The sequence below is a fragment of the Desulfobacula sp. genome, from assembly GCF_030145145.1.
Taxonomy (GTDB): Bacteria; Desulfobacterota; Desulfobacteria; order Desulfobacterales; family Desulfobacteraceae; genus Desulfobacula.
The window spans coordinates 36,675-50,523 of sequence record NZ_JAQYWD010000007.1; the positions used below are offsets into that span (position 1 = coordinate 36,675).

Genomic DNA, 13,849 nt, shown 5'->3' on the forward strand with positions numbered 1-13,849 from the left:
GAAGTGACATTGACAAGCTGGGTCTCATTACTCAGAACTCATATCCCACTACTTTCATATAAACCAAAATAATGGAAAAATAAGCATTAAATAAATGAAGCCAAAATATTCAAGTCTATTAATACTCTTTCTTTTTGTTATGATGATGGTCTGGTTGCCTGCGTGTGCCCAGCGCCATGTAAAACCGTCTGCTGAAAAAGAAAAGAGAATCAAACAGGTGCCTGTCCCTGGAGAAGAAAAAAGAGAAGCAGATCAATCAAAGATCTCCATTGTCGCCATTTTATCGGATGAAGCGGAAAAATTTATCCGGCAGAAAAATTACAAAGATGCCTTGTTTGCCTATAATCAAGCCCTGGACCAGGCCAGTGAGGCGGAAAGATCACCCCTTATATCCCGTATTGAATCACTTCTTGCCAAAACACCAACCGCAATCATCGCAGAAGTGATGGACAACGAAAATATTCATATTCCAAGACCCTTATTGCTATATTGGCTTGGGTTGAATTTTTCAATGGAAAACAATGCAGTTCGATCCAAAAACATACTTGAAAGTTTTTTGTCTGAATATCCTGACCATCCCTATGCGGCAGATGCCGCAGATCTTGTTGCCGTTATTAAAAAAATAGTTTTCAAAAGAGATACAATCGGGTGCCTTTTGCCCTTGACCGGGAAATACGCTATTTTTGGTCAACGGGCATTATCCGGAATACAATTGGCCATACAGGAGTTGTCAAAAAAGTATTCCCGGGAATTCAAGCTCATCATCAAAGACACCCAGGCAAACCCGGATATGGCCATTGAAGGCGTCCGGCAGCTCCATCAAAAAAACGTTGCCGGGATAATCGGACCTTTATTAACCGTCAATCCGGCTGGACAGGAAGCCCAAAAACTTGGGATGCCAATGATTGCTTTAACACAAAAAAACGACTTCCCTTTTCAGGGAGATTATTTGTTTTCAAATTTTATCTCCCCCCAGATGCAGGTGCAAACCCTTGGTGCTTATTTGTTTTTGAAACTTGGGATAAAAAAAGTGGCCATTCTCTATCCCAACGAAAAATATGGCAAAAAATATATGGAACTTTTTTGGGACATCGTGGATGAGTATAATGGAGAAGTTGTGGGGGTTGAGTCATATGACGGTAAGAAAACGGATTTTACAGTGCCGATACAAAAGCTTACCGGCCAGTTCTTTCCGGTCCCTGAATTTCTAAAACCAGCGGTCATTGAATCTGAAAACAATCCGGGCGTTGACGCGGATGTAGAGATGGATTCCGAGCTAACTGAAACCGAACCCAGAAAAGAAAAAGTCCAGATTGATTTTCAAGCCTTGTTTATTCCTGATTCCCCTTCAAAGGTGGGGTTGATTCTTCCACAACTTGCCTTTAATGATGCCACCGGCATGTATCTGGTTGGAACGAATCTGTGGCATGACAACCGTTTATTGAAAAATGCAAAAGGGTATCATCACCATGCGATCATCACCGATGGTTTTTTCGACAACAGTCAAAAGTCTGCAACCACCCAGTTTACACAAAAATTTGAATCCCTTTTTAATACAAAACCCCAGTTTTTAGAGGCCATTTCCTATGATACCGCCTCCCTCCTTTTCCTAGCGGCCATGGATGAAACCATTGATTCAAGAGCCGCGTTAAAGGATGCCCTGAAAGGCAAGCGAATTTTTGAAGGGGTAACCGGTCATACTATTTTTGACCAGTTTGGTGCTGCGCATAGAGAGCTTTTCCTCATAACGATTAAAAAAGGAGAATTTGTTGAAATCAGTCGGTGAAAAAGGCATCCTGGCCCGTTGCTTCCAGAACGGACTGCCAGAGTCTTCCGTGGGGGTCCATCCGTTTCCCCTTTCCTGCAGCGGCATCCATGGGCACATGAACGTAATGATTGTTCCAAAAGCTGACCAGTAATTTGGTTTTCCCTGCCATTCCTGCATGAACCGCGTCACGGCCAAGAAACCCGCAAAAAACACTGTCATTGGCATTGGCCGGAAGGCTTCTGATAATATAGCTCGGATCAATATATTTCAGGGAAATGGGAATATTTTTTGCCTTAAACCATTGGGATATTTTATCTTTGAGGAAAAGGCCAATATCCTGGAGGATAACATTTCCCGAAGGGTCATAATGCTTTTCCTGATCTTCAAAAAAAGTTTGACCCGCACCTTCAGCCACAATAATAACCGCATGATTTCGATGACGGATGCGATTTTCCAGGGCCTGCAAAAATCCGGTTTTCCCATATAGAAAAATATCCACCTCAGGAATGAGAACAAAATTGGCATCTTGTTGTGCCAGAGCCGCAGTTGCAGCCAAAAATCCGGAATGCCTGCCCATGAGCTTAATTAAACCGATGCCGTTGGGATAGGCGACAGCCTCGTTGTGTGCACCTTCGATGGCCAGTGTTGCCACATCAACGGCAGTATCAAATCCAAAGGATCGGGAGACAAGAAAAATATCATTATCAATGGTTTTGGGAATCCCTATGATGGATATCTTTAACTCTCTTCGTTCAATTTCTTCTGCAATTTTTTTTGAGGCCATTAATGTTCCATCACCCCCCACCATGAACAGGATGCCAATGTTCATCCGTTCAAGACAATCAATAATCATGTCGATATCCTGGGTCCCCCGGGAGGAGCCCAATATGGATCCACCTGTATTCTGAATGCCGGAGACAACATCCGGATTTAAATCCAATACATCATGTTCAAAATTAGGAATAAATCCTTGAAGCCCGTGCCTGATGCCATAAATCGTCTTCACATTGTACAGGTGATACAATGCCAAAACAATGGACCGGATAATATCGTTTAAACCGGGGCATAACCCGCCACAGGTTGCAATGGCACATTTCAGTTTGCTCGGATCAAAATATATTTTTTCCCTTGGACCTGCCTGATCAAAACTGATGTTTTGGTTCAAATCAGCTTCCAGATGATTCATTTGAACATCCACAATGATCCTTGCATCATCTGAAACAAATTTTTTTTCAGGCTCGCCCGATTTGGTGTGCCGTTTAAGCGGCGACATAATTTTTGCTTCACCAAGGGTCATGATATCCGTACAAAAATTAAAGTCTTTCATGACCGCCTCCATTAAATTGAAAAGATCCTTTTCCAAGAATATCGTGTAAATGTAAAAGTCCATCAAGTCTATTTTGCGTGTCAACAATGGGCAGCACGGTGATTTGGTATTTTTCCATAAGGTTTAATGCATCATATAAAAAAGCGTCTGCCGTTAACGAATGGGGATTTTTGCTCATGACCGTGTCAACCGCTTTGTCGGCTAAATCATATTGGGCGCTGGCCATGCAGTGACGGATATCTCCGTCTGTGATAATCCCCAGGAGCGTCTTCTGTTCGTCCAGAACCATGACAGCGCCTAATCTGAAATTGTCCATTTTTTCCATGGCAATTCCCATGGAAGATCCCTTCAATACAGAGGGAGCAGTGGATGCTTCAAACATGATTTCACCCACCCGGCAGGAGAGACGCTGTCCCAAAATACCACCGGGATGGGATTTCATGAAGTCACTCTTCTTGAATTTTTTCTGGGTAATCAACACAACGGCCAGGGCATCTCCCATGGCCAGTTGGGCAGTTGTGGAGGCCGTGGGTGCCATATTAAAGGGACAGGCTTCTTTTTCAACCCCTGTGTCAATGACGATATTACATAATCTGGCCATGCTGGAATCTTTTTTGCCTGTAAATCCAATGAGTTTGCACCCAATTTCTTTGATCACAGGCAGCAGTTGGTTGAGCTCGCTGGTCTCGCCGCTGTTGGAGATCGCTATAAAAACGTCATCTTTGCTCACCATTCCCAAATCTCCGTGAAGGGCCTCAACCGGATGTAGAAACAGTGAATTGGTTCCCGTGCTAATGAGGGTGGCCACAATCTTCTTGCCAATAAGGCCTGACTTTCCAATGCCTGAGATGACCACCCGGCCGGTAGAACTGCAAATAATATTCACCATGTCTTCAAAATCGGCATTGATGTTTTGGGTTAATTTTAAAATGCTGTCTGATTCTATTTTTAATACTTCTTTTGCTTTATCTATTATCATGATTGAATACGATTTAATCCTCAAAGTAATGAAACAATGGCTAACTTGCTATATTGATTTTATATACAATACTCGACCTGTTTTGCATATATAAAAAAATTTTTCTGAAACCCTACTCGATTATTGACAAGTTTTTGATGGTGTGATAGTCAATTAGGGTTATAGTCCCTAAGCGACTATTTGAAATTCAAACTACAGAATTAAGATACAGGATTATTATTATGATTTGTACTACTATTAGAAACGGTGAAAACTGCGTATTCATGACAGCAAAAGGCTGCGGCTATAATGAAGGCGCCTGCCTTCCCATCGTTGATGAATGCAACGGGTGCCAGAGGATTGGGGAATATGAAACCGGTTTATATTGCACTACAGCGCCAGATCCCTCATTGAAGTGGAAAAACGGCAATTGTAATTTTGCAACCCATATTAAAGCCGCTGAAGCAACCAAAAAGCAAAAGGTTAACCCGATCAAAGCATCCAAAAGAAGATAATTTTTCTATATCTGGTTTGTTTGAAACTCTGTGGTTTTCGTCCTGATAAAGCTACAGAGTTTTTTTTAGGTTAAAATGCGGTATGAATTGTTATAACGTCTTTTTTATCCATTAATTATTTTAAAAGAATGAATTATGAATCCTATTGCACAAGAACTGAATCAAACGATTAAAGGATCTAATCCCCATATTTTTGAAATGCTGTCTGATATGGGGAAAGCCCTGTTTTTTCCTAAAGGTATTTTGAGTCAGAGCGCGGAAGCCAAACTAAAAGCTGATAAAATTAACGCTACCATTGGGATCGCCAAAGAAGGGAATGCTGTACTGAGCCTTCCATCAATCACCCGGTATATAACGGGTATTGATCCGGATGATTATTTATCATATGCCCCCTCCTTTGGTATTGCTGAGCTTCGAAACAAGTGGAAGACGGATCTGTATAAAAAAAATCCCTCTCTCAAAAACAAAAAAGTCAGTCTTCCGGTTGTCACTTCCGGCATCACCCATGGGGTCAGCATCCTGTCGGATATGTGGATAGATACAAATGATGTGATTGTTATGCCGGACATGATGTGGGGCAATTACAATATGACCTTTTGTGTCCGAAACAGTGGTCGCATTGTTCATTACAAAACGTTTGACGATGGTCTGACGCACTTTAATGTTGATTCTTTTGAACACGTGATTCGTCAGCAGGCAAAGGAAAACGATAAAATCGTTGTGGTTTTGAACTTTCCCCATAACCCCAGCGGATACACGCTAAGTGAACGTGAAGCCGATAGGGTTGCCCATATTCTCATTGATATTGCCCACCAGGGTACCCATGTGGTTGCCGCATGTGACGATGCGTATTTCGGGTTGTTTTTTGAAGCTGAAACCAGCAAAGAATCCATATTTTCAAAACTATGCGGCGCAGACGAACGCCTTGTGGCCATAAAGCTGGATGGTGCAACAAAAGAAGATTATGTCTGGGGCTTTCGGACTGGGTTTATTACCTATGGTGTGTCCGGAGATGATGACACGCTTTTGGAAGCGCTGGAAAAGAAGACGGCAGGGTGTATCCGGGGAAATATTTCCAATTCATCCCACTTAAGTCAGACCATTCTATTGAAATCCATGGCTGACGAGAACTATGATGCCTATAAACAGGAAAAATTTGAACTTCTGAAGCGACGGGCATTAAAAATGAAATCCGTCCTGAAAAATCCGAAATTCAAAGATGCATTTGATGTGTATCCATTTAACTCAGGATATTTCATGTGTATCCGGCTCAAGGATGTGAATGCAGAAGACTTGAGAGTCCATTTGCTTGAGAATTATGGTACGGGCTTGATTTCCATTGGAGACAAGAATATCCGGGTGGCATTTTCCTGTCTCGAGGAAAATGACGTGGAAACTTTATTTGATATCGTATTGAACGGCATTAATGACCTTAGAAAAGGTTAATGCCCATGGGCTTTAGAGAAAAGGTCGGTTCACAGCATATTGCCGTTGCCGGCAGGTGGCTTTTCTATTTTGTTTTGATTGGCATTATTGCCGGTTGCGGTGCCATTATTTTTCATTACCTGTGCGGACTTGGCATGCATTATTTCCTGGATATGATGGCAGGATACAGACCCGACGCTCCGGCAGGTGAACATCTTCTTTTGCCCCATACCCAAACCCCTTTTAATCGATGGATACTTTTATTTCTGCCGGCTCTGGGCGGCCTTGTCAGTGGGTGGATTGTCTACACATTTGCTCCGGAAGCCGAAGGCCATGGAACCGATGCTGCCATTGATGCCTACCATCATAAAGGCGGGCTTATCCGTAGCAGGGTTCCCTTCATCAAAACCATTGCTTCCGCCATCACATTGACCACAGGGGGATCCGGGGGCAGGGAAGGGCCCATCGCACAGATCGGTGCGGGCTTTGGATCTTTTTTGGCCACTAAATTCAAGCTTTCCGAAAGAGAGAGAAGAATTATGATGGCAGCAGGTATCGGTGCCGGAGTGGGTAGTATTTTTCGCGCACCCCTGGCTGGCGCACTTTTTGCTGCTGAGGTACTCTACCGTGACCCTGATTTTGAATCAGAGGTCATCATCCCCGCGGGTATTTCATCGGTTGTTGCCTATTGCCTGTTCTGTCTTGTCTTTGGGTGGGGCTCTTTATTTCATTCTCCGGATTTTATCTTTCGAAATCCATTGGAATTAGGACCGTATCTTGTTCTGGCTGTTATCCTGGTACTGACGGCCATTTTATACATCAAAGTATTTTACGGGGTTACGGATCTGTTCAAGAAGTTCTCTTTTCCCAATCATTTTAAACCGGCAGTGGGAGGCCTGATCACAGGTATTATTGGATTTTTTCTGCCGTATACGCTCGCCTTTGGGTATGGGATTACCCAGCAGGCCATTTTTAACCAGGTTGCCATCCCCACATTAATTGCACTGGCCCTGGGAAAAATATTTACCACATCTTTTTCCATTGGTTCCGGCGGCAGCGGCGGGGTATTTGGTCCCTCCATTGTCATCGGGGGTGCCATGGGAGGTGCGGTGGGGAAAATTTTCCATCTGCTGATCCCTTCGGTTGTCACCAGCCCGGGATCCTTTGTTATTGTCGGTATGGCCGGGTTTTTTGCAGCGGCATCCAATACCCCGATCTCAACGATTATTTTTATCAGTGAAATGACCAATTCATATCACTTGCTGTTACCCAGCCTGCTGGTCTGTTCCATCTGCTATTTGTTGTGCCAGCGATGGACAATTTTTGAAAACCAGGTCAAATCCAGAATTGATTCACCGGCCCATGCAGGGGAATTTATGATGGATATCCTTCAAACCATAAAGGTCAAAAATTTACGACACCTGATCAAAGAGGTGAGGTGCGTGAATGAAGATATGCCCTTCAGTGAATTTAAAAAAATTTTCTCAAGCACCAAACAGCATTATTTCCCCGTTATTGACCGAAATGGGTCTTTTTCAGGCATTTTTTCCTCTACGGATATCCGGGGGGTTATTTTTACCCTTCATATAGAACAATTGGTTGTCATGAAAGATATCATGGTGTCTGATCTGATCTATACCACGCCTTCCGAAGATCTGAATACCGTCCTCCTGAAGCTGACCCAAAAAAATATTGATGCCTTACCGGTTGTGGATGAAGAGGATTCAGGGCATCTGCTCGGTTTGATCTACAGGCGGGATATTATCTCACATTACAATGACCATGTTAGAAAAATAAAAGATCACGAATAATTGACCTGTTTTAAAAATAATCCGTGAGCCGGTGCCGTGGGACCGGCCTTTGTCCTGTCTTTTGCTTCAAATATAGCATTAAATTCTGTTAGGGTTATTTTTTTTAACCCGGCAAGGACAATGGTCCCGATCAGGTTTCGTACCATATACTTTAAAAATCCTTTGCCGCAGATTTTAAATACCAGCCGGCTGTCCTCCAAAGGATGGATATGGGAAAAAAAAACGTGTCGAACGGTAGACGTGCGAGGACTTCCTGAATTTTCAAAGGATTTAAAATCAAAAACCCCGGTAATGGACTGGCAGCATTGATTCATCATGTCAATATCCAGGGGGTGTCGAATATGCCATTGATACAACCGGCCAATGGCACAAGGGTCTTCCCTGTTTAAAATCAGATAATGATATTCTTTGGAAACAGCATGATACTGGGCGTGGAAAGTCGGTTCCACGATATGGCAGTCCCTGATCACAATGGGATCTTTGATAAGGCTGTTCACTCCCTTTTTAATATCCCGGGAGGAGATCTGGGTATCTGCATGAAAATTAGCGACCTGGCCATAGGCATGGACACCTGCATCGGTTCGGCCTGATCCGAAAATTTTGATGTCCTGGTTCAGGATAATGCTTAACGCTCGTTCGAGTTCACCCTGAATGGTTGTCCTGTCTTTTTGTCGTTGCCAGCCAAAAAAGGCTGTCCCGTCATATTCAACAATAATTTTAAAATTTTTATTCATTCCGGTCTAAATAATCGGCTAATTTCTGATGGGTTTTAAGAATTGAAAAAGACAATTGATTGGCAATTTCGGCCCCGAGAATCTTCGTGTAAGTCAGGTATAATTTTTTATAGGCAATGGCAATGGGGACTTTTAATTCAAGCCCTTTTTTGCTGGGAGAGATAAAGGCAGACTTCCCTTTTGCCTTCCGCGTCACAAGGGCCTTTTTTTCCAAGGCATCCACAAACCGGGTGATGGTGGAAGGGGTCAAATGAAGTTTCTGGCTTAATTGCTTGGGGCTGATACCCGGATCATCATACACCCAAAGCAATAAAGACGCATGGGCCGGGGAGAGATTTAAATGTTTGAATTCTTTTTCAGCAAGTTTTAACAGATACCTTGACAAGGTATTGGTATTAAAAAACAGACAGCTTTCAAGAAAATTTTCTTCGGTTTCCATGGCATCCTTAAAAAAACATACACTTGTATATGCAATTATAATGTTTGGCCCCAGATGTCAACCAAAGTTTGATTCAATCCGCCATGAAGTGTTACCGGGTTCAACGGATTAAATATGAACACCCTCCGCAGCAGGCAACGATTGTGCCCGTGTCGGAGGGTGGTGACAATTTTAATGTGTTGCCGCATCGAAAAAAATTTATACAGCTATGGCATAGGCTCTTTCAGCAACATTTCTCAATTCATCCGGGGTAAAGGGTTTGGGAAGATAATCCACTGCGCCGATTCTGGCAGATTCAATAGCGGTTTCTATGCTGGCATAGCCGGTTATGATGATCACCCTTGCAAAGGGCTGTGTCCTGGAAATCGTAGTGAGAAGTTCCAAGCCGGAGACACCCGGTATTCTTAAGTCCAGAAGAACAACTTTATAATTCAGTTGATTGATCTTTTCAATGGCCTCTTCTTTTGTCACTGCCTGATCCACTTGGAACCCATTTTTCCCAAGAATTTTTCGGATATTGTTGTTAACCGACACCTCGTCATCCACTACCAGGATATTTTTCAACGAGGGCTCCCGGGTCGATTCAACAGCATCCTCTTTTGTTGTTTTGGCTGCAACAGGCGTGTTGTTTTTCAGTTCTTCATAGGGGAGGGAGGCGACACCGTCTCTGTCCATGTAGTGCGTATAGTCACTGCCTGCCACTGCTGCCACTTCATCATAATCAAAGGGCTGATCAACAGGACTGACCTTTTTGAGTTCTTCATAGGGAAGGAAGGCAAAGCCATCCCTGTTCATATTGTGAACATATTCAGGTCCTGTCACTGCCATCACTTCATCGTAATCAAAGGGCTGATCAATACCAATCATGGTTTTAGGATTAAATACAGATGCGGTTTTGGCTTTCTTTTTTTCTCTTGCTTTGATTTTGGGGCAATAATTTTTTTTAAGCCCTGTTTTACAGGTCGTTCCCAGTTTCTCCATCACGTCACAAACCATGTTGCCGACACTGCAATGAAATTCCGAAGTTTGGGAAACCGCTTCCAAAACAGGTTCCGTATCTGGCTTGACAAGGTTGCTCGCAGCATCCAGACCAAAGTCGATTTCAATATCCATCACCTCAATGGCATCTCTTTCTTCATCTGTGATGGTCATCTTTACCAATTCATCATCCAGTGCTTTGTTGACCGTTTTCCTCAACTCGTCCGGGGTAAACGGCTTGGCGATATAGTCCAGCGCTCCCAGGCGGATCGCTTTCACGGCCGTGTTGGTTGAGGCATATCCGGTCATCATAACGGTCTTCGTCTTTGGTACCTCTGCTGCAACATGTTTTAACAGCTCCAGACCGTTCATTTCCGGCATAACAATATCGGAAATAAGAAGGGAAAAGAAATCATTTTTCATCATTTCAAGGGCTTTAACAGCACTTTGGGTATGAACTACAGTATAGTTATTTTTTGTGAGAATTTTTTCCACATTTTTGCAAATGCCAAGTTCATCATCCACCACCATTATTTTTGTTTGATGTTCCATGATATACCTCCTGTTAATCGGGTTACGTCAATTTTGACTGGTATTTGTTCGTTGAATCAAATACTGCAGATAGTGTGCCATTTGGATGGTAATTCGTAACTATTTGATTTTAAAGTGTTTTGTTCTTTTATGGCTGTGCAGCCCTTGTTTAACTGTATTTTTTTTTTATACAGTTAAGTGTAAGATAGCCTTGGTTCCTCAGGGGAGGGGCCGGATCGCTTACTGTATTTAAATAATATACAGTGTATAGTGAAAGTATTTTTACAGCAGATGTTTATAATTTTACAACGGAATCTGCCGTATTGGCATCTAAAGGACAAGAAAAGGGTTAAGGACGGGATATGTTATGTTTTTTCATGAGGGATTGAAAATTTGTACGTTGTAGGCCAGTTTCTTTGGATGCCTGTGTTACGTTCCATTCATTTCTTGCCAGGGCATTTAATATAAAATTTCTTTCAACTTTATTTACAGCCTTCTGCCGAATTTTCTTTTTCAAGGCTTTCAGGTCCTCATTTGTTTTGGGGATGCTTTCAATCATTTCATCAATTTCGCTTATTTCCCCTAACATTGGCAATTCTTTCAATGTAATTGTGCGGTGCTCGCATAGAATGACGGCACGTTCAACAACGTTTTTCAGCTGTCTGACATTTCCCGGCCAGTGATACTCGATTAACCGGCTTGCTGATTTTTCATCAAATTGGGTTATGTTTTTTCCTGTTTTTTTACTAAACTGGTTTAAAAAAAAATAGGCAATGGGTAAAATATCCATTTTCCGCTCATTCAGTGTGGGTATCACAATCGGATAAACAAAAATTCTGTAATAAAAATCTTCTCTGAACTGGCCTTTTTGCACCATTTCTTCAAGCTTTCTATTGGTTGCAAAGATCAAACGAACGTCAACTTTTATTGTTTTTGAACTGCCAACGGGCATAAATTCTCGTGTTTCAAGGAATCGCAGGAGCCGGCTTTGAATTTCTCTGCTCGTATTGCTGATTTCATCCAGGAAAACAGTTCCTTTATGAGCCAGTTTAAAAATACCGGGTTTGTCCTTATCAGCACCGGTAAAGGCACCTTTAACATGTCCGAATAGTTCGGATGACAGCAGTTCTCCTGTCAGGGTGCCGCAATCAACAGCAAAAAAAACATTGTTTTTCCGGTTGCTGTTCGCATGAACTGCCCGGGCAATCAATTCTTTACCCGTGCCACTTTCACCATAAACCAGAACATTGGCATCTGTGGTGGCGACCTTTTGAACCATCTGTATGACTTTTTTTATCCCTGGACTCTCCCCGATCAACTGATGAGAAATTTTTTTTATTGTTCGGGGATCAATAAGTCTGGCCTGCTGTTTTCTAAGCGCCATTCTGGCCACGGCTTGATGAACAACCGCCCTGAGTTCAAACGGGGTGAAGGGTTTGGGGAGATAATCAAACGCGCCCATTTTCATCACTTCAACTGCGGAGGATACATTGGCATATCCGGTCATCACAATAACAATCGTGTCGGGAAAAGACGTATTGATACGTGCAATGACCTCCATCCCTCCGAGGCGTTTCATGTTCAGGTCGGTAATCACAATATCGAAGTGTTTTGATGCCATCAATTTTAAAGCCGTCAATCCGTCCAGGGCATATTCAACCGAATAATTGCGCCGGGTAAGAATTTTTAGACAATTCCGGCAAATCTGCAATTCATCATCAATCACAAGAAGGGAAACCGTCTTGTCAATAGTCATGGTCAGAGCCTTCGAATTCCGGGAGGGAGATATGAAAATTTGTTCCTTTCCCCAGGGCGCTTTTTACCACAATGGTCCCGCCGTGCTGTTCAATAATACCATGGGTAATGGTAAGACCAAGGCCGGTGCCACTTTTTTTTGTTGTAAAAAAGGGATCAAAAATTTTATTCAGATCTTCAGCATGAATGCCTTCACCCGTATCACTCACGATAATTTCAATGGTCTTTTTTTTTTCAAGATACTGGGAGGACACGTTGATTTGACCCCCTGGCGGGGTTGCTTCAATGGCATTTAACGTCAGATTGATAATGGTTTGCTGGATTTGATCCCTGTCAATGGCAACCATGGGTAAGTTGTCTGCCAAACTGGCATTGAGAGAAACATCTTTAAAGTTAGCCTGTTTTCGTGTCAGGACCACACTCTCCTGGATCACTTCATTTATATTATCCGGTTTTTTAATGGCTTTGCTCTGCCGGGCGAAATCCAGTAAGCTTTTCACAATTTTGCGGCATCGTAACGCTTCTTTACTGATAATGGTCAGTTCTTCATACATTTCCGTCCCTTTTTCCAAATCTTCCTGTATCAGCATGGACGAGGTCAAAATGGTGGTAAGGGGGTTGTTGATTTCATGGGCAACCCCGGCTGAAAGCCGGCCGATGGAAACCAATTTTTCCTGTTGCATCATTTGTTTTTCAAATTCTATTTCACGGGTAATATCTTTGGACAGTTCAATAATACCTTTTAGTTCATTTTTTTCAACAAGGGGGTAACAGGAGATGGAAACATAATGTTTTTTGCCGTTTGTATCCAGGTGAACGTGGGTTGTCTTTGAAGATTGTCCTGTTTTTTTGACATTTGCAAGGGGACAGGGATGCTCGTTGCCCGAACACGGGACAGACCGATGATGAGTGATTTCATAACAATAATGCCCGATAACCTCGTCCCGGGTCAATCCAAGTTTTTTGAGAAATGTTTCATTGATATCAAGGATTTTATAATCCAGGTCAATGACAGTGACATCTTCTAAAATCAGTTCGTTAATCATGGCATCATATAATGCCTGGGTTTCAGAAAGTTCCTGGTTTGTCTTGCTGTACATTTGAGCGGCCTTGTCGATTTCCCAGAAAAGACGTGCCGTGGTATGGGCAATGGTCCGAACTTTGCTGCTTTTCTTGGATAGGATATCATTATAAATATCCAGGTTGCCGGTTAATTCTACAATGAGATCTATATTATCACATGTAAAAAAGTCATTGTAATCATTGGAAACAAAAAGCCCTTTTTCCCTGGCCCTTACAAGCCCGACAGCATCATTCTTAATATCGGCTACAGCAACGATGACAGGAGAAATAACTTTAAATTCATATTTATCAATAATGTCTATCAGGTATAAACACCTGCTTCCTGCTCCAACCACAGCTATTCTCATGAAAAATATCCTTTCTTGATTGCTCTAATTTATAGTCCGATTTAACCGCACCCAATAGCCCAACCCATTTCTGTCCGTGCATCACCCGGGGAATGAACGTCTTTTCAGGAAACAGAGACTGGGTTGAAAAGCGATCAAAATAATACGGTTACATGATCTTCACAGTTTGATGTTTTCT

The 13,849-nt window shown here is 42.6% G+C and carries 11 protein-coding genes; 4 read left to right on the top strand and 7 right to left on the bottom strand.

The annotated features are described in order from the left end of the window. Positions 1–94 precede the first annotated feature (94 nt). Complete coding sequence (locus Q1Q15_RS05180) at positions 95–1,786, top strand: penicillin-binding protein activator (RefSeq protein WP_300457368.1); 1,692 nt, start codon at positions 95–97, stop codon at positions 1,784–1,786. On the opposite strand, the gene Q1Q15_RS05185 is transcribed toward Q1Q15_RS05180, so the two are convergent. Both Q1Q15_RS05185 and Q1Q15_RS05190 read right to left on the bottom strand, forming a co-directional pair. Next, positions 1,776–3,095 carry an ATP-dependent 6-phosphofructokinase gene (locus tag Q1Q15_RS05185; protein WP_300457370.1) on the bottom strand — a complete coding sequence of 440 codons (1,320 nt, stop codon included), beginning with the start codon at positions 3,093–3,095 and terminating at the stop codon, positions 1,776–1,778. The genes Q1Q15_RS05180 and Q1Q15_RS05185 overlap by 11 nt on opposite strands. Continuing rightward, the gene (locus Q1Q15_RS05190; RefSeq protein ID WP_300457372.1) at positions 3,082–4,074 is read right to left on the bottom strand and encodes a KpsF/GutQ family sugar-phosphate isomerase; all 993 of its coding nucleotides are present in this window, start codon (positions 4,072–4,074) and stop codon (positions 3,082–3,084) included. Before Q1Q15_RS05190 ends, Q1Q15_RS05185 begins: the two co-directional genes overlap by 14 nt. A 221-nt stretch (positions 4,075–4,295) precedes the next feature. Here Q1Q15_RS05190 and Q1Q15_RS05195 point away from each other — a divergent pair, with 221 nt between their 5' ends. From Q1Q15_RS05195 to Q1Q15_RS05205, 3 genes are all read left to right on the top strand, one after another. Beyond that, complete coding sequence (locus Q1Q15_RS05195; protein ID WP_300457374.1) at positions 4,296–4,568, top strand: PxxKW family cysteine-rich protein; 273 nt, start codon at positions 4,296–4,298, stop codon at positions 4,566–4,568. A 135-nt stretch (positions 4,569–4,703) separates the two neighbouring features. After that, positions 4,704–6,014, top strand: a complete 1,311-nt coding sequence (locus Q1Q15_RS05200) for an aminotransferase class I/II-fold pyridoxal phosphate-dependent enzyme (protein WP_300457376.1) — start codon at positions 4,704–4,706, stop codon at positions 6,012–6,014. A gap of 5 nt (positions 6,015–6,019) precedes the next feature. Then, entirely contained in the window at positions 6,020–7,804 is a 1,785-nt protein-coding gene (locus Q1Q15_RS05205; RefSeq protein ID WP_300457378.1) for a chloride channel protein, read from the top strand. On the opposite strand, the gene truA is transcribed toward Q1Q15_RS05205, so the two are convergent. The 5 genes from truA to Q1Q15_RS05230 form a co-directional block, all read right to left on the bottom strand. After that, positions 7,795–8,538 carry a tRNA pseudouridine(38-40) synthase TruA gene (gene truA / locus Q1Q15_RS05210; protein WP_300457380.1) on the bottom strand — a complete coding sequence of 248 codons (744 nt, stop codon included), beginning with the start codon at positions 8,536–8,538 and terminating at the stop codon, positions 7,795–7,797. The genes Q1Q15_RS05205 and truA overlap by 10 nt on opposite strands. Then, positions 8,531–8,977 carry a MarR family transcriptional regulator gene (locus Q1Q15_RS05215; RefSeq protein WP_300457382.1) on the bottom strand — a complete coding sequence of 149 codons (447 nt, stop codon included), beginning with the start codon at positions 8,975–8,977 and terminating at the stop codon, positions 8,531–8,533. The genes truA and Q1Q15_RS05215 overlap by 8 nt, the downstream gene beginning before the upstream one ends. Before the next feature lie 198 nt (positions 8,978–9,175). Beyond that, a complete protein-coding gene (locus Q1Q15_RS05220; protein ID WP_300457384.1) occupies positions 9,176–10,507 on the bottom strand; it encodes a response regulator in 1,332 nt (443 codons plus the stop codon). Positions 10,508–10,835: 328 nt separating this feature from the next. Beyond that, positions 10,836–12,242, bottom strand: coding sequence for a sigma-54 dependent transcriptional regulator (locus Q1Q15_RS05225; RefSeq protein WP_300457386.1), 1,407 nt, complete (start codon positions 12,240–12,242; stop codon positions 10,836–10,838). Next, positions 12,232–13,671 carry an ATP-binding protein gene (locus Q1Q15_RS05230; protein WP_300457388.1) on the bottom strand — a complete coding sequence of 480 codons (1,440 nt, stop codon included), beginning with the start codon at positions 13,669–13,671 and terminating at the stop codon, positions 12,232–12,234. Before Q1Q15_RS05230 ends, Q1Q15_RS05225 begins: the two co-directional genes overlap by 11 nt. Positions 13,672–13,849 lie beyond the last annotated feature (178 nt).